Source organism: Bradyrhizobium sp. IC4059, assembly GCF_020193615.1.
In the GTDB taxonomy this organism is placed as follows: domain Bacteria; phylum Pseudomonadota; class Alphaproteobacteria; order Rhizobiales; family Xanthobacteraceae; genus Bradyrhizobium; species Bradyrhizobium yuanmingense.
This window is the reverse complement of sequence record NZ_JADYVH010000005.1, coordinates 139,332-157,561: the sequence shown is the minus strand read 5'-3', so window position 1 is coordinate 157,561 and position 18,230 is coordinate 139,332. Positions and strand designations below refer to the sequence as shown.

17 protein-coding genes are annotated in these 18,230 nt (G+C 63.7%); 12 read left to right on the top strand and 5 right to left on the bottom strand.

The genetic code is table 11. The annotated features are described in order from the left end of the window. Window positions 1-12: 12 nt before the first annotated feature. Window positions 13-1,671, bottom strand: coding sequence for a hypothetical protein (locus I6F12_RS17310; protein WP_225156898.1), 1,659 nt, complete (start codon window positions 1,669-1,671; stop codon window positions 13-15). A gap of 215 nt (window positions 1,672-1,886) precedes the next feature. On the opposite strand from I6F12_RS17310, the gene I6F12_RS17305 reads away from it, so the two are divergent. The 3 genes from I6F12_RS17305 (at window position 1,887) to I6F12_RS17295 (ending at window position 4,383) form a co-directional block, all read left to right on the top strand. Then, window positions 1,887-2,213 (top strand): NIPSNAP family protein, encoded by a 327-nt coding sequence (locus I6F12_RS17305; protein ID WP_057030503.1) that lies wholly within the window; start codon window positions 1,887-1,889, stop codon window positions 2,211-2,213. A gap of 113 nt (window positions 2,214-2,326) precedes the next feature. Continuing rightward, window positions 2,327-3,175: a 3-deoxy-8-phosphooctulonate synthase gene (gene kdsA / locus I6F12_RS17300; protein ID WP_225156897.1), complete on the top strand. Its 849-nt coding sequence runs from the start codon at window positions 2,327-2,329 to the stop codon at window positions 3,173-3,175. Further along, a complete protein-coding gene (locus I6F12_RS17295; RefSeq protein ID WP_225156896.1) occupies window positions 3,175-4,383 on the top strand; it encodes an MFS transporter in 1,209 nt (402 codons plus the stop codon). Before kdsA ends, I6F12_RS17295 begins: the two co-directional genes overlap by 1 nt. A 57-nt stretch (window positions 4,384-4,440) precedes the next feature. Here I6F12_RS17295 and I6F12_RS17290 read toward each other — a convergent pair whose 3' ends face one another. After that, complete coding sequence (locus tag I6F12_RS17290) at window positions 4,441-5,514, bottom strand: GTP-binding protein (protein WP_050995938.1); 1,074 nt, start codon at window positions 5,512-5,514, stop codon at window positions 4,441-4,443. A gap of 116 nt (window positions 5,515-5,630) precedes the next feature. On the opposite strand from I6F12_RS17290, the gene I6F12_RS17285 reads away from it, so the two are divergent. Further along, window positions 5,631-6,719, top strand: a complete 1,089-nt coding sequence (locus I6F12_RS17285; protein WP_225156895.1) for a cyclase family protein — start codon at window positions 5,631-5,633, stop codon at window positions 6,717-6,719. Between the two features lie 60 nt (window positions 6,720-6,779). Beyond that, complete coding sequence (locus I6F12_RS17280) at window positions 6,780-7,025, top strand: hypothetical protein (RefSeq protein ID WP_225156894.1); 246 nt, start codon at window positions 6,780-6,782, stop codon at window positions 7,023-7,025. Between the two features lie 199 nt (window positions 7,026-7,224). Here the strand turns inward: I6F12_RS17280 and I6F12_RS17275 are convergent, their stop codons facing one another. Next, window positions 7,225-8,112, bottom strand: coding sequence for an AraC family transcriptional regulator (locus I6F12_RS17275; RefSeq protein ID WP_225156893.1), 888 nt, complete (start codon window positions 8,110-8,112; stop codon window positions 7,225-7,227). A gap of 312 nt (window positions 8,113-8,424) precedes the next feature. Here I6F12_RS17275 and I6F12_RS17270 point away from each other — a divergent pair, with 312 nt between their 5' ends. Both I6F12_RS17270 and I6F12_RS17265 read left to right on the top strand, forming a co-directional pair. Continuing rightward, window positions 8,425-10,065 (top strand): NAD(P)/FAD-dependent oxidoreductase, encoded by a 1,641-nt coding sequence (locus tag I6F12_RS17270; protein ID WP_225156892.1) that lies wholly within the window; start codon window positions 8,425-8,427, stop codon window positions 10,063-10,065. Window positions 10,066-10,120: 55 nt separating this feature from the next. Next, on the top strand, window positions 10,121-11,314 hold the full coding sequence (locus tag I6F12_RS17265; RefSeq protein WP_225156891.1) for a serine hydrolase domain-containing protein: 1,194 nt from the start codon (window positions 10,121-10,123) through the stop codon (window positions 11,312-11,314). A 78-nt stretch (window positions 11,315-11,392) separates the two neighbouring features. Here I6F12_RS17265 and queF read toward each other — a convergent pair whose 3' ends face one another. Then, entirely contained in the window at window positions 11,393-11,869 is a 477-nt protein-coding gene (queF, locus tag I6F12_RS17260) for a preQ(1) synthase (RefSeq protein ID WP_225140008.1), read from the bottom strand. 112 nt (window positions 11,870-11,981) lie between these two features. Then, window positions 11,982-12,959, bottom strand: a complete 978-nt coding sequence (locus I6F12_RS17255; RefSeq protein ID WP_225156890.1) for a lyase — start codon at window positions 12,957-12,959, stop codon at window positions 11,982-11,984. A gap of 174 nt (window positions 12,960-13,133) precedes the next feature. Between I6F12_RS17255 and eno the strand changes: the two genes are divergently transcribed. The 5 genes from eno (at window position 13,134) to I6F12_RS17230 (ending at window position 18,027) form a co-directional block, all read left to right on the top strand. Beyond that, window positions 13,134-14,417, top strand: a complete 1,284-nt coding sequence (eno, locus tag I6F12_RS17250; RefSeq protein WP_225156889.1) for a phosphopyruvate hydratase — start codon at window positions 13,134-13,136, stop codon at window positions 14,415-14,417. Window positions 14,418-14,463: 46 nt separating this feature from the next. Next, window positions 14,464-15,597, top strand: coding sequence for a zinc-binding dehydrogenase (locus tag I6F12_RS17245; RefSeq protein WP_225156888.1), 1,134 nt, complete (start codon window positions 14,464-14,466; stop codon window positions 15,595-15,597). Between the two features lie 202 nt (window positions 15,598-15,799). Then, the gene (locus I6F12_RS17240) at window positions 15,800-16,351 is read left to right on the top strand and encodes an NAD(P)H-dependent oxidoreductase (RefSeq protein WP_036009870.1); all 552 of its coding nucleotides are present in this window, start codon (window positions 15,800-15,802) and stop codon (window positions 16,349-16,351) included. 178 nt (window positions 16,352-16,529) lie between these two features. Then, window positions 16,530-16,847, top strand: coding sequence for a septum formation initiator family protein (locus I6F12_RS17235; RefSeq protein ID WP_025036496.1), 318 nt, complete (start codon window positions 16,530-16,532; stop codon window positions 16,845-16,847). A gap of 220 nt (window positions 16,848-17,067) precedes the next feature. Further along, window positions 17,068-18,027, top strand: a complete 960-nt coding sequence (locus tag I6F12_RS17230; protein WP_036009867.1) for a GAF domain-containing protein — start codon at window positions 17,068-17,070, stop codon at window positions 18,025-18,027. The last annotated feature ends 203 nt before the right edge of the window (window positions 18,028-18,230 follow it).

Here is an 18,230-nt window from a genome sequence, read left to right as displayed (position 1 = left end):
TCGCACGTCCGGCTACGCGGCCGCGATGTCCATCCTGCGGCAGAAGCAAGATGCCTTGATCGGCACCTCCGCGCGCGACTGGGCGAGGTCAAGTCGCTGCTTGATCAGCGGCCTCTCGGCGCTGTCGCCACGCCGCATGAGACATTCGTGCAAGCCGTGAAGCGACCACAGATTGTCGGGATGCTGGCAGGCCCGGCTCAGCTTTCCATCGAGGCCGAGATCGGAACGGTACACCGCCTCGGCTTCCTCGATCCGTCCCTGCTCCAGCAGCAGCGCGCCGAGTGCGTGACGCGGTGGCTGCATCCATCCCCACGGCTCGTCATAGGGCAAGGCGTCGCTGAGCGCGACCGATCTGCGCAGCTCAGCGAACGCGAAGTCGTAATTGGCTTTGCGATATTCCAGTTCGCCATTCAACATGGCTTCGGCCACGCCGAGCAGGGCGACGACCTTGTTGTTGTGCACGAGCCGGCTCTCCGGCACGCGTGTCTTCGCCTGAGCGAACAACGCTTTCTCGGTTTCGGCCTCAGTGACGTGGCCAAGCGCTGAATGAGCCACCGCCTTGGCGTAGTGGATCATTGCCGTCACGGAGCAGTATAGCTCGCGATCCTCCGGCAGCTGTTGGGCAATGATGTCGTGCCATTTGCCGAAACGCACGAGAACGTGCTGCTTCATCGTCAAGTAGCCTTCCAGGAAGTCCGCCATGGGGGGCGATTGAATGCGCAGCACTGGCTCGGGCACGGTGGCAATGAGTTCCTCGGCCGCTGCGATAGCGGGGGCGTATTGACCCAGGAACATCGCGCCGTACATGGCGAAGTGGAAGTTGTGGATGACATAGACCAGGTAGACACCCGGATCGTCCGAATAAGCGAGGAATCTGCGGTCGGTCGCCAGCGCCTTCTGATTGTAGAGCAGGACGTCGTTGTACTGCCCGCACAGCACGTCGAGATGCGTCGGCATGTGGATCAGATGGCCGCTATCGGGGGCGATCCCGCGCAGCCGGTCCCCAGCCCGCATCGCCTTTTGCGGGAAGGGCGACATCTCCATGAGGTGGACGTAGAGATGGAGCAGCCCCGGATGATTCCACGCAGCCGGCCATCGATCGAAAGCTTGTTCGAGCACGGCCCTGCATTCCTCGGTGCCAGCGCCCTTGGTGGGTTCTCCAGACTCAAGGTCCCACATCAGCCACGGCGTCTCGTTCATGATCGATTCGGCAAAGATGGCTCGGACCTCGAGATCTTCGGGATACGTGGCGAAGACCTTTCGCATCTCTCGCGTGAAGGCCTTGTCCCACGGCGCCATGTCCTCGATCGCTTCACGCTGCGGATAGCGCGCCGACAAGGCGCGGATCAGCGCTTGCTCGACCGGGCTCGCCCTCTCCGCCTGCGCGAGGGCGTCCTGCGTCGCATCGTATGATCCCGCCAGCGCCAATTGACGGCCTTGTGCGTCATAGCGGACCCAGGGCAGGTTGTAGTTGGGACCCGCGGCGTAGCCGATGCCCCAATGCGCCATCGCGCAGCTGCTATCGAACTCGAGCGCCTTGCGAAAACATTTGATCGCCTCGCCGTGGTTGAATCCGAACACCCAGTTGAGCCCTCGGTCAAACCAGAGCTGCGCATCGGGCGAAGTCGTGGTGATTTTGCGGCTGTAGGGTCCGAGATCAAAATAGGTCATTGCCTTCGCCCCCTTTGATCGCTTCGGTCGTTTTGCCGATTGCTCTCGGGCCGTCGGCGGCTGATGCGCCCTGACCGAGCCTGCACATTATCAAGAGCGCCGGCCCCGCGCTATCGAGCTATGCACGGAACGCCATGAGGGGGCCCCGGGTGAGGCTCAAGACAGAGTTGTGGCCAGCGGGTATAACCGCCGCTCCTGTCAGGGAGGGAGCAAGAATGATCTACGAAATGCGCGTCTATCGTTGCGTGCCCGGCCGCCTACCGGCATTGCTCAAGCGGTTCGAGACCGCCACGCTGAAGATCTGGGAGAAGCATGGCATCAAGCAGGCCGGGTTCTTCACCACCCTGATCGGCGAATCCAACCAGGAGCTGACCTATTTCCTCGCCTGGGACTCGCTTGCCGAGCGCGAGAAGAAGTGGGGCGCGTTCATGACCGATCCGGACTGGATGAAGGCGCGCGCCGAGAGCGAAGCCGACGGCCAGATCGTCGCCAACATCGTCAGCCAGATCCTGGCGCCGACCGCCTTCTCGGCGGTGAAGTAGCAGGCAGCGGACAGGGAACCCTGGCGCAACCCTGATATTCGGACCGTCCGGGCGGAAGAGGGTTGATCCGACCCTCGTGGCGGCTATGGTCGCGCCGAAACGAGGGATGTGCCTTGAGCTCTTCGAATTCAGCGGCGCCGGTCGTCACCATCGGCAGGGTCAAATTCGGCAATGATTTGCCGATCTCGGTCATTGCTGGGCCCTGCCAGCTCGAGAGCCGCCAGCATGCGCTGGAGGTCGCCTCCGCGCTGAAGGAGATCGCGGAGCGGCTGAACATCGGCCTCGTCTACAAGACCTCGTTCGACAAGGCCAATCGCACCAGCGCGGCGGCGGCGCGCGGGCTGGGTCTTGCGCAGTCGCTGCCGATCTTCGCGGAAATCCGATCCTCGCTCGGCTTGCCTGTTCTGACCGACGTGCACGAAGCCACGCAATGCGCCGAGGTGGCGCAGGCCGTGGACATCCTGCAGATTCCAGCCTTTCTGTGCCGGCAGACCGATCTGCTGCTGGCGGCGGCCGCGACCGGCAAGGTCGTCAACGTCAAGAAAGGTCAGTTCCTGGCACCCTGGGACATGGCCAATGTCGTGACCAAGATCACGAGCGCTGGCAATCCCAACGTGCTCGTCACCGAGCGTGGCGCCTCGTTCGGCTACAACACGCTCGTCTCCGACATGCGCGCGCTGCCGATCCTGGCGCGCACCACCGGCGCGCCCGTCATCTTCGACGCCACCCATTCGGTGCAGCAGCCGGGCGGGAAGGGGACGTCCTCGGGCGGCGAGCGCGAATTCGTGCCCGTGCTCGCACGCGCGGCGGTGGCGGTCGGCGTTGCCGGCGTCTTCATCGAGACCCATCCCGATCCCGATCGCGCGCCGTCGGACGGCCCCAACATGGTGCCGCTGCGCGAGTTCGACGGGCTCATCGCCCGGCTGATGGCGTTCGACGCGCTGGCAAAGAATCCGCGCTGATGCAGCAGAGCGAGGCGCGGCCGCAAGATCACGGCTTGCCGACGGCGCTCTACGTCATCTCAGGCGCAAGCTTTGCCGCTGCCTTGTCGGCTCGCGCGCTCGATCCGGTGCTGCCGCACGTCGCCGAGGATTTTGGCGTCAGCATCGCGACCGCCGCGGGCTTTGCCGCGGTGTTCGCCTTCACCTTCTCGATTATCCAGCCGATCATCGGGGCCGCCGCCGACCTGTTCGGCAAGACCCGGCTGATGATCGGCTGCCTCGCGCTGCTCGGCTTCGCGAACATCCTGGGCGCATTCTCGACGTCGTTCTCGGTTCTGTTCGCAACTCGCATCCTCGCGGGCATCGGCTCCGGCGGCGTATTTCCGGTGGCGCTCAGCCTGACCAGCGACCTCGTCGGTCCCGAGAAGCGCCAGGTTGCGATCAGCCGCACGCTCGCCGGCGCCATGACCGGCAATCTGCTCGGCGCCTCGGCCTCTGGCCTGATCGGCGATTTCCTCGGCTGGCGCGGCGTGCTGGCGGTGCTCGGTGTGCTCGTGATCATCGCATCGATCGCGGTCGCGGCCGGCTTTCGTGGCGCCAAGGTCAAGCATCCGCCGAAGACGAGCCTGTCGGCGCTGAAGGCCGGCTATCGCACCATCTTCACCAACCCGAATGCCTATGTCTGCTATTCGGCGGTGTTCATCGAAGGCTGCTGCGTGCTCGGCCTGTTTCCTTACATCGCTTCGTTCCTGTTCGAGCTCGGCCAGACCTCGCTGTCGATCGCCGGCATCGTCATCGCCGGCTTTGCGGTCGGCGGCCTGTTCTACACGCTCACGGTGTCGCGCCTGCTGCCTTGGCTCGGCGTGAGGGGCATGATGATCGCAGGGATGACGCTGGTGGCCTCACAGCTCATCGCCGTCGCCTTCGGTCCACGCTGGGAAGTGCAGGCGCTGAATCTCGTCGTGATGGGCTGGGGCTTCTACATCGCCCATGGCTGTCTCCAGGTCTTCGCCAGCGAGCTCTCGGTCGAGGCGCGCGCCACGGCAATGTCGCTGCATTCGTTCTTCTTCTTCATGGGGCAGACGGTGGGCCCGCTCGCCTACGGCTTCGGGCTCCAGCATGCCGGCAAGATGGCGACCCTGTCGGCGAGCGCCGCGATCATGGTGCTGCTCGGCCTCGTCTGCGCGCGGCTGCTCAAGCAGCGGGCGCCGTCAGATGCGCGCGTCTGAGGGCGCGTCCGGACGAAGCGCCCTCTCAAAAAGCTTCGCAAGCAGTCCTTGTGGCGCTCAGGCGCTCGCGTAGGCCTCCTGCCAGAGGTCAAGCACCTCGTGACGCGTAATGCCACGGGTGATGAACACGATGCGCGAACGGCGGTCGGCAGCATGGGGCCATTTTGCAAGCGCCACCGGCGGATGGAAGACGTGGTGGACGCCATGAACCGCGACCGGCGTCTCTTCATCGCGAAGATTCAAGATGCCCTTGACCCGCAAGAGGTCCTCGCCCCGGGTGGCGCGCAGATGCGCGAGCCAGCGCGATACGGCCATCCAGTCAAGGGGATCGTCGAATGCGATCATGAAGTTAAGGATCGAGGCATCGTGGCTATGATGCTCGTGATGGGCATGACCGTCATCATGATGGTGGCCGCTCTCATGTGCAGCCTTGGCGACGTCGGCGAACGCCTGCTCGTTGAGCCAGCGCTCGATATCGGCTGTCTTCTTTTCGGGGTCAATGAGGGCGGCGCCGAACAGTTGAGCCGGATCGACCTCGCCATGCGCCACGTTCTCGATCCTGGCGCTGGGATTGAGCCGACGAAGCCGCAAGTCCAGTGCGTCAGTATCGTTGACCAAATCGCGCTTGGTGATCAGCAGCCGGTCAGCGAGCGCGACCTGCTTCACCGCCTCGTATTGGCGGTCGAGCTGCCGCGCTGCATTGACCGCGTCGACGGTGGTCACCACGGTGTCTAGCCGAAGGAAATGCGACACCAAGGGGTTGTTCAGCAGCAGCTGAGCGATGGGAGCGGGGTCAGCCAACCCCGTTGTCTCGACCAAAATCCTGCGGAACGGCGGTACCTCGCCACGATCGCGGCGCACCAGCAGCGCGCGCAGGGTCTCTTCCAGATCGCTGCGAATAGTGCAGCAAATACAACCGCTCGCGAGCACGGCGACCTCGCCGTCCACGCGTTCCACGAGGAGGTGGTCGAGGCTGACCTCGCCATATTCATTGATGACGACGGCGCTGTCCTTCATCGCGTCATGGCGCAGCAGGCGGTTGAGCAGTGTCGTCTTGCCGCTGCCAAGAAAGCCGGTGATCAGTGACACCGGAATCCGCTCGGCGGATTTGTCGCTCTCGAACAGGCTCATCGGCGTCCTCAACCCTGGTCTTATTTTTGTCGCTGGACAACAGCCTAATGGAGGACGAGCATTCCGAAAACAGGATCTTAAGCCCGATCTCAGCGGGCACAACCCGGGAGGAAGCGATGGACGACACCAAAGGCGACGAAGAGAAGGGCGGTGCCGCGACCGATCGGCGGACCTTGCTCCGCACGGCGGGTCTTGCTGGTGCGGCTGGCGCGGCATTCGCAGGTGCGATGCACGGCAAGTTCTCACTTGCACCGATTACCGCGGCCCAGGCCCAAACCCCGGCGATGCCAAAGGGCGTGGACAGACCTTGGTGGCCCTCGAAATGGGGCAAGGACGACGAGGCTGGCGCGTCGAACCACATCACGCCGGCGAAGGTTCTCGATGCGGTGAAGTGGATCAAGGATGGCAAGATTTACAAGATCGGCCGCGTATACGAACAAGGCATGCCGTTGTTCGGCGCCCGCGCATTCTCGTTGCGCATTCCCGGCGGGCCGACTGGCGGCCCGTTCGGCGACAACAAGCTCGTCTATCACGACGAGTTTCTCGCCACCGAAATCGGCCAGACCGGCACCCAATTCGACGGACTCGGCCATATCGGTATCCAATTGGGCAAGGATGGCGACAAGAGCGAGATGCGCTTCTACAACGGCTTCACCGCCGCTGAGATCAGCGACGCCTACGGCCTGAAGAAGCTTGGCGCCGAGAAGCTCAAACCGCTGTTCACACGCGCCCACCTGATCGATATGGTCGCGCTGAAGGGCGGCATGATGGACGCCGGCCAGGAGATCACCTCGGCCGATATCAAGGCGGCGCTGGCGAAGCAAAACATCGCCGAGAGCGACATCAAGCCAGGCGATGCGATCATGTTCCACACCGGCTGGGGCTCCCTGTGGATGAAGAACAATGATCGCTACAATAGCGGCGAGCCTGGGATCGGCCTCGATGCCGCGAGGTGGATCATCGAGAAGGATCTCGCGCTGACTGCGGCCGACACCTGGGCGGTCGAAGTGGTGCCCAACCCCGACAAGTCGCTCGCCTTCGTGGTTCACGCCGAATTGCAGACCAAGCACGGCATTCTCAACCACGAGAACCTGATCTTCGACGAGTTGATTGCCGACAGGAAGTACCAGTTCGTCTACTGCTTCACGCCGTCGCCGATCAAAGGCGCTACCGGCAGCAATGGCTGTCCGATTGCGATCACCTGACGCGAATGAAAAAGCGGGTGGGCGGGACGTCCCCGCCCACCACGCGAGCTGCGGAGCGACGTGCGGCTCGCCTCGCATGGTTCCGCATGGAATTCGGCGAGATGGCGATCCTGGAGCACAGCCGCAGCGCCGACGTCTTTCGCCGACACGCCCGTCACCTGCCTCGAACTGCCGCTCGACAGCTTTGCCGATTACCGCCGGCTGCACCCGGAAACGTCGTTGAAGATCATGCGCAATCTTGCCGCCATCCTGGCGCGGCGGCTGGTGCTGGCGAATGCCAAGGTGGATTTGCTGAGCGCCTACTGACTATACCGAGACATTATTTTTCGTTCCTCTGATGCGACGCAGCGCGCCGCACTTGCGGCGTGGTGCGTTGCTGATCCGGGGTCCGGAATTCGTGGCGCTCGGTCCCGGCTGTGCGGGGCGCAGCGTTTCGCGCTGCACCTTGCGCGGAACACGGGTGGGGGCTGTCTCACTTCGTCCACGTCACACTGGGCGGAGGAGGCTAGCTCGCGCAGCTCTTGCGATACTCAGCCGGCGTGACGTTCATGTGTCTGCGGAAAATCCGATTGAGATGGCTTTGATCGGAAAATCCGCTCAAGAGGGCAATTTCCTTCAGGGCGAGCCGATCCTTGCGCAGATGTTGGCGGGCGCGCTCCACCTTGCGGCTCAGGACATAGGCATGCGGCCGCATGCCATAGTGCACCTGGAACTTGCGCGCGAACTGCACCGGCGAGCAGTTGCAGATGTTGGCTAGCTCCTCGAGCGTGATGTTCCTGGAGATGTTCTGTTCGACATAGTCCTCGATCAGCCTTGCATGCGCTGGCCTGAAGCGCCCCTGCGAGCAGGGCAGCTTGAATTCAACCGAGGCGTATTTTCGCAAGATGTGCACGCTCGCCTGAAGTGCCAGCGCATCGTAGCAGAGCCGGCCGCCCGGGCCGCCTTCGGACACTTCCTGCACCATCCGGTCGCCGATCCAGGTCAGCACCGGATCTTCGATCCTGAGCAGATCGTGGAGTTCGACGCCTTCTGACTCGCGGTCGAATGCCTCGCTCGCGGTCTTCGTCATCAGGCTCGGCGAGATGTAGAAATGGCTGACTTCGAGGTCATTGCTCCAGCGCCAGTTCGAAGGCTCCGCACGTGTCAGCAGGGTTGTGACACCGCGTCCGACGTGATCCTGCTTCCACGCGCCGGTCACACGGCGGTTCATTGACGTGGTGCCTTCGCGATAGACGACGATCAGGAAATTCTCGGACGGCGGCACCCAGATGTCGGACGGCGCATAGCGGAAGACGCGCAACCGAAAGTCAGCCTTGCCCACGGCGGAACTGTCCAGCATCAATTGGCCGGGAGCGTAGCGGGGGAGCTCCTCAACCGTGATTAATTGGCCCATCGCGCGCGACTCCTTCCCTGATTCTAAGGCGCGGTTGACCGCTTCTGCTTCTCATTGGCCGAACGGCGGAGACGAGCATAAGCCGGTTTTGCCATTTGCCAAGCGAGCCGCGTTGCCGAACTGCAGAACCGGCAACGGACGTCCGGCTTCGTTCAAAGAATTGTCCGATTTGTTCAAGCTCCAGCCGGCGGAATACTCATAACTTTTCCCCGTCCCGTACTGACGGGATCAACAATGACGCGCTGCACCACCCCCGATCGCATGACGGATGGGGAAGGTCGTGCGCACTCAAAAATCACCGAGGAGGAAAAAATGGCGGAAGCCCTGACCAAATCCAATGGAAGCAACGGTTCGCATGGACCAGCGAGGTTCGATGCCGTGGTTGTCGGAGCCGGCGTCGCCGGGCTCTATCAACTCTATCGTCTGCGCGAGCAGGGATTGAGCGTCAGGGGGATCGACGCCGCGTCAGGCGTAGGCGGCACGTGGTATTGGAATCGATATCCCGGCGCACGCTTCGACTCCGAGGCCTACATCTATCAGTATCTTTTCTCCGAGGAGCTCTACAAGGATTGGAGCTGGAGCGAGAAGTTTCCGGGCCAGCCCGAAATCGAGCGCTGGATGAACTACGTCGCCGACCGTCTCGATCTGCGCAAGGACATCCAGTTCAGTACGACGGTCAAGAGCGCGCACTTCAACGAGGCCACGCAGCGCTGGCTGGTCACGACCGACCGGGGCGACGTGATCGACACCCAGTTTCTGGTCACCTGCTGCGGCATGCTGTCGGCTCCCTACGTGTCGTTTCCGGGGCAGGAGACTTTCAAGGGACGGTTGTTCCATACGGCGCGCTGGCCGGAGCAACCTGTCGACCTCGCAGGCAAGCGCGTCGGAGTCATCGGCAACGGTGCGACCGGCATCCAGGTCATCCAGACGATCGCCGGCGATGTCGGCCATCTCAAGGTGTTCATCCGCACGCCGCAATACATCATCCCGATGAAGAATCCGAAATTTGGGGCCGCGGAGGTCGAGGACTACAAGTCGAGATTCAAGTCACTCACCGAACGCCTGCCGCGCACATTCACCGGCTTTGAATACGATTTCGAGCACGCCTGGGCAGACCTCACGCCGGAGCGCCGCCGCGCGGTGATCGAGGATTGCTGGAATGACGGTTCCCTGAAGCTATGGATATCCTCGTTCGCCGAGCTGTTCTTCGACCCGGAGGTCAATGCCGAGATCTCCGAATTCGTGCGCGGGAAGATGCGCGAGCGGCTCGAGGATCCGAAACTGTGCGATGCGTTGATTCCTGCCGATTATGGCTTCGGAACGCACCGTGTGCCGCTCGAGCAGAACTTCCTCGAGGCCTTCCATCGCCCCAACGTCGAGATCGTCAGCGTCAAGAGCAATCCGATCGATCGCGTCACGCCCACTGGTATTCAGACCGCTGACGGTACGGTCCATGAGCTGGATGTCATTATCCTAGCAACCGGCTTCGACGCCGGCACCGGTGCCTTGACGCGCATCGATATCAGGGGCCGCGACGGCCGATCGCTGAGGGAGGACTGGGGCAGGGACATCCGCACCACGATGGGCCTGCAGGTTCACGGCTATCCCAACCTGTTCACGACCGCCGTTCCGCTCGCTCCGTCCGCCGCGCTGTGCAACATGACCACGTGCCTGCAGCAGCAGGTCGAATGGATCGATGACTGCATCAAGTACATGCGCAGCAAGGATCTGAAGGTGGTCGAGCCGACAAAGGACGCCCAGGACAGCTGGGTGGCCCATCACGATGAGATCGCAAACGCGACGCTGATCGCGAAAACCAATTCCTGGTACCTGGGCTCGAACGTCGAAGGCAAGCCGCGCCGTGTCCTGTCGTACTGCGGCGGCGTCGGCGCGTATCGACAGAAGTGCGACGAGGCCGCGGTGAACGGTTACGAGGGCTTCGCGATGCAATGAGCGCTCGCGACGCGAGCATCGACCACATCAAACAATCCAGCACGGGAGGACGATCATGATCATGAATTTTGGCGCGACGGCAGATGCCGTTCTCGACGGCGTCGTCACATCCACGCCGCGCGTGCCCGGCGTTGTCGCGATGGTGACGGACCGCCGCCGCAACATCTATGAAGGCGCAGCCGGCAAACGCCGTCTCGATCGGCCGGCGGACATGACCACCGACAGCGTCTTTGCCCTTTTCTCCACCACCAAGGCGATTACCGGCACGGCCGTTCTGCAACTCGTCGAGGAGGGCAAGCTCGATCTCGATGCGCCCGCGAAGCGTTACGCGAACGAGATCGGAAAGCTGCAGGTGATCGAGAGCTTCGATGCAGCGGGCGAGCCGATCCTGCGTGCACCGAAGCGCGATATCACCACGCGCATGCTGATGACCCACACGGCGGGCCTGAGCTACGATTTCATCAACCACACCTACAACCGGCTGGCGCAGGAGAAGGGGCAGCCCAGCGTGATCACCGCGACCAAGGCCTCCCTGATGACCCCGCTGCTGTTCGATCCCGGCGAGCGCTGGGACTATGGAACAAATCTCGACTGGTGCGGCCAGATCGTCGAGGCCATCGCGGGCAAGCGACTCGGTGAAGTCTTCAAGACACGCATCTTCGAACCGCTCGGGATCGAGGACATGACCTTCGAGCTGACCGATGCGATGCGCCAGAAACTGGCCGGCATCCACGCGCGGAATGCCGACGGGTCCCTGGCGCCGATGGATTTCGAGCTTCCAGCAAAGCCCGAAGTCCATATGGGCGGCCACGGCCTGTACGGCACGGTCGGCGACTACATGCGTTTCATCCGCATGTGGCTGAATGACGGGGTTGGCGAACACGGCCGCGTGCTGAAAGCCGAAACCGTTCGGATGGCGGAAAAGAACCATCTGGGCGACAGGAAGGTAACGCCGATCACGGGTGTCATCCCGTCACTGTGCAATGATGCGGAATTCTTTCCGGGCCAATCCAAATCCTGGGCGTTGAGCTTCATGGTCAACGACGAGGAAGCCCCGACAGGACGTCCCGCCGGCGCGCTGGGCTGGGCCGGGCTTGCCAACCTGTTCTACTGGATCGATCGGCAGAACAACGTCGGCGGGTTCTGGGCCACCCAGATTCTGCCCTTCGGTGATCCGACATCATTCATCGGCTATATGAACTTCGAGACGGCGCTCTACCAGAGCCTGAGGCAGCGCTTGGCAAGCTAGGACCGTGCTGCGAGAGCGGCCTCGTCGCTGTCGACCGAGGCCGTTTTCTCTTGATGGTCACACGTGACCGAGCATGCCCTAGCCCCGCCCGCGATAGGGCGCCACGCCTTGCTCCGGCACCCACAGGCCCTTCGGCACGCGGCCGGTCTGCCAGAACACGTCGATCGGGATGCCGCCGCGCGGATACCAATAGCCGCCGATGCGCAGCCATTTCGGCTTGATCTCGCTGGCGATGCGCTTGCCGATCATGACGGTGCAGTCCTCGTGGAATGCGCCGTGATTGCGGAAGCTGGCGATGTAGAGCTTGAGCGATTTCGATTCCAGCAGCCAAGCGCCTGGCGCGTAGTCGATCATCAGATGCGCGAAATCCGGCTGGCCCGTAACCGGGCAGAGCGAGGTGAATTCCGGCACGGTGAAGCGCACCAGATAATCCGTGCCTTTCTGCGGATTGGGCACGCGGTCGAGTTGGGCCTCTTCCGGCGTGTGCGGCCATTCGACCGCGCGGCCGAGCTGGAGGGACTTTTTCGCCATCGTCGTCAACATCCTGTGGAGCATGATCCGGAAAAGTGGGCACCGGGTTTCCGAAAGATCATGCTCAATTAAGCAATAGGAGCGCGATAAGATCGCGCTCCAGAGGATGCCGGGATGGACGCAAACGGGCTCGTCGTCAACCGGCGGCGATTGTCTGGATCATGACGATGCGGTCGTTGCCGGACTCGCAGCCCCAAAGCTCGCCCGGCCGCCCGTCGAGCTGGCGGACATTGGCGTTGGCCTTGTCGCTGGCGAAGACGTTGAACTTCTCGGTGGCGGGATCGAAGCGCACGATGGCGTTGGCGGAGAAATCGGTCAGCCAGACCTTGTCCTTGTCGTCGACATAAACGGCATAGGCGCGGGGACGTTCGCCTGGCAGCTTCCAGGTCTTCCACGAGCCGTCCGCGGGATCATGCACCGAGACGTGGCCGCTGTTCCACTCGCTGACCCAGATCCGGCCCCTCGAATCCGACCAGACGCGCCGTGAACCCTGGTTCGGGGTCGGCGGTTCGACCACGGTCGCATTGCCGCCCGCGCGGTCGATCTTCGCGATATGGCTGCCGCCGAGGGAGGCGTACCAGACATCGCCCATGGGTGTGACCGTGATGCCGTAGGGACCGACCCCCTTCGGCGCCTTGAACACATTCATCTCGCCGGTCTTCGGAGACAGCCGGCCGTAATAGCCGGACTGGCCAGTGAACCAGTAGGTGCCCTCCCTGTCGAACACGCCGGTGTTGAGATTGGCGGAGGCGAACTTTTCCGGCAGGCGGAACAGCGTCACCTTGAGATCGGCAGGGTCGACCCGCGCAATCGCGTTCTGGCCGCCCTCGGTGATCCAGGGCGCACCGTCGGGCCCGATGGTCACGCCGTGTGGGGCCGCGCCCTGGCCGAGGCTGACCGTCTTGAAACGGCCATCGCGTGGATCGAGGCTGCCGAGCAGGCCCTTGCCCTGCGCCGTGAACCAGATCGTGCCGTCAGGGGCGGGCGTGAGATCGTGCAGGCCGATGCCTGGGCTGATCGGGTAGTATCTCGTCCGGAACGGGGCTTCCTGCGCAAAACCTGGGCGGGCGGCAAGCAGCGCGGCACTCGAAGCAAGAAATTGGCGGCGATTCATGGCGTTACCCCGACTGTTTGAGATTGAGGTTGGGCACGCGGACCAGACGTGGTCGAGCATATTCTGAGGCGCCTTTCGCGTCAGTCGGAGCCGTGCGTCCAAGCGTTCACATTTGCTTGCGGCCCGTGTAAGACCCGCGGCACCGATCAGCCCCAACGAACGGAAGTGGACATCATGACCGCCATCATCGACATCATCGGCCGCGAAATTCTCGATAGCCGGGGCAATCCCACCGTCGAGGTCGATGTCGTGCTGGAGGACGGGGCGCTCGGCCGCGCCGCGGTTCCGTCCGGCGCCTCCACCGGCGCCCATGAGGCCGTGGAACTGCGCGACGGCGACAAGGCCCGCTATCTCGGCAAGGGCGTGACCAAGGCGGTCGGCGCCGTCAATGGCGAGATCTTCGAGGCCCTGAGCGGCCTCGATGTCGAGCAGCAGGCCCAGATCGACCAGATCATGATCGACCTCGACGGCACGCCGAACAAGAGCCGGCTCGGCGCCAACGCCATCCTCGGCGTCTCGCTGGCCTGCGCCAAGGCGGCCGCGAATTCGCTCGACATGCCGCTCTATCGCTACGTCGGCGGCACCTCCGCGCGCCTGCTGCCGGTGCCGATGATGAACATCATCAATGGCGGCGTGCACGCCGACAACCCGATCGACTTCCAGGAATTCATGATCCTGCCGGTCGGCGCCTCGAGCTTTGCCGAGGGCCTGCGCTACGGCGCGGAAGTCTTCCATACGCTGAAGTCCGAACTGAAGAAGGCCGGCCACAACACCAATGTCGGCGACGAGGGCGGTTTCGCTCCGAACCTGCCGTCGGCGGACGCCGCGCTCGACTTCGTCATGAACGCGATCGGCAAGGCCGGCTTCAAGGCGGGCACCGACATCATGCTCGGCCTCGACTGCGCCTCGACCGAGTTCTTCAAGGACGGCAAATACGTCTATGAAGGCGAGGGCAAGACCCGCTCGATCGCCGAGCAGGCGAAGTATCTTGCCGACCTCGTCGCGCGCTATCCGATCGTGACCATCGAGGACGGCATGTCGGAAGACGACATGGACGGCTGGAAGGAGCTCACCGACCTGATCGGCAAGAAGTGCCAGCTGGTCGGCGACGACCTGTTCGTCACCAACGTCAAGCGCCTTGCCGAAGGCATCAAGACCGGCCGCGCCAACTCGATCCTGATCAAGGTCAACCAGATCGGCACGCTGACCGAGACGCTCGCCGCGGTCGAGATGGCGCACAAGGCCGGCTACACCTCGGTGATGTCGCACCGCTCCGGCGAGACCGAGGATTCCACCATCGCCGACCTCGCGGTCGCCACCAATTGCGGTCAGATCAAGACCGGCTCCCTTGCAAGGTCCGACCGGACCGCCAAATACAACCAGCTCCTGCGCATCGAGCAGCAGCTCGGCAAGCAGGCGCTCTATGGCGGCAAGGCGGCACTGAAGGCGCTGGCGTAAGCCGGCGTCTCGATCCGCGCGAACAGAAGGACAGGGGAGGATCGACATGAGTGACGGCAAGACCGGACTGGAATTGCGTTCGCTGCTGAAGAAGAGTGGCGAGCTGGAATTGTCTCTCGTGACGGTCCCGACCCCGGAGCCGGCCGACGATGAGGTCGTGGTTCGCGTCGAGGCCACCCCGATCAACTCGTCCGACCTCGGGCTCCTGATCGGTCCCGCCGACATGTCGGCCGCCAAGGTCTCCGGCAGCAAGGAGATGCCGGTCATCACCGCCACGATGCCGGAGGCGGCGATGCGGATGATGGCGGCGAGATTCGATCAGTCGCTGCCGGTCGGCAACGAGGGCGCCGGCACGGTGATACGGACCGGATCGTCGGATGCGGCCAAGGCCCTGATAGGCAAGACGGTGTCGATGATCGGCGGCGCGATGTACACGCAGTACCGCGTGCTGAAGGTCCGCGACGTCATGGAGCTGCCGCCGGGCACCACGGCGGCGGACGGCGCCTCCTGGTTCGTCAATCCGCTGACCGCACTCGGCATGACCGAGACGATGCGGCGGGAGAACCACAAGGCGCTCGTGCACACGGCCGCCGCCTCCAATCTCGGTCAGATGCTCAACAAGATCTGCATCAAGGACGGCATCGGCCTCGTCAACATCGTCAGGAACAAGGAGCAGGCCGACATCCTGCACAAGATCGGCGCAAAGTACGTCGTGGATTCCAGCGCGCCCAGCTTCATGGACGATCTGACCAACGCGCTGGTCGAGACCGGCGCCACCATCGCCTTCGACGCTATCGGCGGCGGCAAGCTGGCGAGCCAGATCCTGACCGCGATGGAGATCGCAGCCAACAAGACCGCGAAGGAATACAGCCGCTACGGCTCCAACGTGTACAAGCAGGTCTACATCTATGGCAGCCTCGACACGCGGCCGACGGAGCTGAACCGCTCGTTCGGGCTCAGCTGGGGCGTCGGCGGCTGGCTGCTCACGCCATTCCTTCAAAACATCGGCCCGGCCGAGATCGGCCGCCTGCGCCAGCGCGTGGCATCCGAGCTCAAAACCACCTTTGCCAGCCATTACACCAAGGTGGTGTCGCTCGCCGAGGCGCTCGATCCCGCCAATATCGCAGTCTACGCCAAGCGGGCCACCGGCGAAAAATTCCTGATCAACCCGAACAAGTGATCGCTTCGGACCGTTACCGACGGACATCAGGCCGCCGCTTGGCGGCCTGATTGCTGTTGATCTTGGCCGGATGAAGCGCGCGCGCACCCATTTCCAGAAACGCAGCGTTTCCAAATCGGACCGGTTCATGCACTTGCATCTATTGACCCGGATGGCTTAAGTGCCGTCCCGGCATTTCCGCTCGAGCCTTCAAGGACACCCAATGGCCTACAACATCGTCACGATCGCTGGCAGCCTGCGCAAGGACAGCTTCTCGCTCAAGATCGCCAATGCGCTCGCCAAGCTTGCGCCTGCCTCGCTCAAGCTCGAGGTGATCACGCCGGCGGGCATCTCGTTCTTCAACCAGGACCTAGAGGGCGCGCCGCCCGCGGACTGGCTCGCCTTCCGCGAGAAGCTCAAGACGTCGAATGGCGTCCTGTTCGTCACGCCCGAATACAACCGCTCGATCCCGGGCGTTCTGAAGAATGCCATCGACGTCGCCTCGCGCCCCTACGGCAAGAGCTCGTTCCTCGGCAAGCCGGTCGGCATCATCTCCAACTCGCCTGGGCTGCTCGGCGGCGTCAGCGCGGCCAAGCATCTGCAGAACATCCTGCCGGGCATTTCCGGTCCGGTCCTTCAGCAGCCGGAAATCTATCTCAGTAGCGTCGGCGATGCCTTCGATGCGGACGGCAACCTGACCAAGGACTCCCTCAAGACGGTGCTGCAGCAATACATCGACGCCTTCGCCGCGCATGTGGCGAAGAATCAGGGCTGAGCTTCCGGCCAAGCCGACGCTCCGTCATGCCCGGGCTTGTCCCGGGCATCCACGTTCTTCGTTATCGCCGGCAAAGCACGTGGATGGCCGGGACAAGCCCGGCCATGACGCGTCGTGGGAATAGTGCCTCGTTCTGGCAATTAGCACTCCCTTAACCAACCTGTCCCATCTTCCGAAGATGGTCTCCCGCGCGCGCCTGAAATCGATCCTGACCGGTCTTGCCCTCTATGCGATGGCGGCGGCGATCGTCGGCTATTTCGGCGTCAACGCCTACACCGGCAAATACGGTCTCAACGCCCGCCAGGAGCTCGACCAGGAGATCATCGCGCTGACGAGCGAGCTGGCTCAGCTCAAGCGCGAGCGCGCCAGAAGTGAACAACGGGTGTCGCTGCTGCGGTCCGAGAAGATCGACCCGGACATGCTGGACGAGCGGGCGCGCTTCCAGCTCGACTATGTCCATCCGCGCGATCTCGTTCGAATGATCCCGGCGAACTAGCGGCAACCGCAGCTTTCGAAGCGGAAAGCGAAAGTCGCTGCTGACATCCGACCGCCGCACCTTTGCCTCCTCCTGCGAAGGTCGTAACCCTGGAACCGGGCGGTTCCCTTGACGGCGGCGCCGCGGCGGGCTCATGCCTTTGCTGGCGCGCGCTGAAGTTGACGCAGATCAACCGGGGAGCACCGGCGCGTCCTACAATCGATATCCGGAGGAAACTGTGATGAATGGGACAATGCCCCGGCATCACGCGGCCCGCGTCGAGGCCGCCATCGCGTCAGGCCAGGCGGCCCGGTCCGCGCTCGTGGCCTCGTGGCGCCGTTCCTCCCGATTGCACCATCTCGATCCCGGCGGCCACGCCGCGCCGATGCGGCTGACCGAGGCCGAGCTGCAGCAGGCGCGCGAGCGCATCGCGCCGCTTCTGGCGGCCGCCCAGGGCGCCATGGACCGGCTTTATCAGGCTGTCGGCGCTGCGGGCTGCTGCGTGCTGCTCGCCGATCGCGAGGGCGTGCCGGTCGATCGCCGGGGCACGGTGGCGGACGATGCGACGTTTCAGTCCTGGGGCCTTTGGACCGGTGCACTCTGGAGCGAGGAGCACGAGGGCACCAACGGTATCGGCACCTGTCTCGTCGAGCAGCGTCCGCTGACGATCGATCGCGACCAGCACTTCTTTGCGCGCAACACGCTTCTGAGCTGCACCGCCGTTCCGATCTACGATCACGAGGCGGCGCTCGCGGGCGTGCTCGACGTCTCCTCCTGCCGCGCCGACCGCACCGACGCCTTTGCCAGCCTGATCGCGCTCGCGGCAGGCGAGGCGGCCAGGCGGATCGAGGCCGACCTGTTTCGCAAGGTCTTCGCCCATGCCCGCATCGTGCTGACACAGGCGGCGGATGGAAGCTGCGGCGGCCTCGTTGCGGTCGATGCGGACGATCTCGTGATCGGCGCAACGCGCTCCGCCCGGCTGGCGCTCGGCATCGCGCCCGGCGGTGCGTTGCGGCCGGTGCCCGCGGCCGATCTTCTCGGCGGCGATGCCGCGCGCGATCATCTTGCCGGCGGCCAGCGCGCGGTGCTGCAGCGGGCGCTGCTCCGCGCCGGCGGCAATGTCTCCGCCGCCGCCAAGGCCCTCGGCGTCAGCCGCGCCACGCTCCATCGGAAGCTGAAGCGGTTCGAGCTGAACCACTGAGCTCATCCGTCATTGCGAGCGCAGCGAGCAATCCAGAATCTTTCCGCGGAGGGACTCTGGATTGCTTCGCTGCGCTCGCAATGACGGTAGGGTGGCCGTGAGCGCTCCATCTCACGCTTACCTCGTCCACGACTGTCGCAGTTCTGCGACAGGTCGGCTCCGCCATCGCGTCCGTCCGGGCTGACAGAAAACACCTCCCGCAT

Coding starts and splice junctions, on each gene's coding strand:
- I6F12_RS17255 (WP_225156890.1), bottom strand. CDS start 12,959: ATGAATCGCCGCCAATTTCTTGCTTCGAGTGCCGCGCTGCTTGCCGCC.
- I6F12_RS17240 (WP_036009870.1), top strand. CDS start 15,800: ATGGCCTACAACATCGTCACGATCGCTGGCAGCCTGCGCAAGGACAGC.
- I6F12_RS17270 (WP_225156892.1), top strand. CDS start 8,425: ATGGCGGAAGCCCTGACCAAATCCAATGGAAGCAACGGTTCGCATGGA.
- I6F12_RS17295 (WP_225156896.1), top strand. CDS start 3,175: ATGCAGCAGAGCGAGGCGCGGCCGCAAGATCACGGCTTGCCGACGGCG.
- I6F12_RS17230 (WP_036009867.1), top strand. CDS start 17,068: ATGAATGGGACAATGCCCCGGCATCACGCGGCCCGCGTCGAGGCCGCC.
- I6F12_RS17235 (WP_025036496.1), top strand. CDS start 16,530: ATGGTCTCCCGCGCGCGCCTGAAATCGATCCTGACCGGTCTTGCCCTC.
- I6F12_RS17285 (WP_225156895.1), top strand. CDS start 5,631: ATGGACGACACCAAAGGCGACGAAGAGAAGGGCGGTGCCGCGACCGAT.
- I6F12_RS17245 (WP_225156888.1), top strand. CDS start 14,464: ATGAGTGACGGCAAGACCGGACTGGAATTGCGTTCGCTGCTGAAGAAG.
- eno (WP_225156889.1), top strand. CDS start 13,134: ATGACCGCCATCATCGACATCATCGGCCGCGAAATTCTCGATAGCCGG.
- queF (WP_225140008.1), bottom strand. CDS start 11,869: ATGCTCCACAGGATGTTGACGACGATGGCGAAAAAGTCCCTCCAGCTC.
- I6F12_RS17290 (WP_050995938.1), bottom strand. CDS start 5,514: ATGAGCCTGTTCGAGAGCGACAAATCCGCCGAGCGGATTCCGGTGTCA.
- I6F12_RS17305 (WP_057030503.1), top strand. CDS start 1,887: ATGATCTACGAAATGCGCGTCTATCGTTGCGTGCCCGGCCGCCTACCG.
- I6F12_RS17265 (WP_225156891.1), top strand. CDS start 10,121: ATGATCATGAATTTTGGCGCGACGGCAGATGCCGTTCTCGACGGCGTC.
- I6F12_RS17310 (WP_225156898.1), bottom strand. CDS start 1,671: ATGACCTATTTTGATCTCGGACCCTACAGCCGCAAAATCACCACGACT.
- I6F12_RS17275 (WP_225156893.1), bottom strand. CDS start 8,112: ATGGGCCAATTAATCACGGTTGAGGAGCTCCCCCGCTACGCTCCCGGC.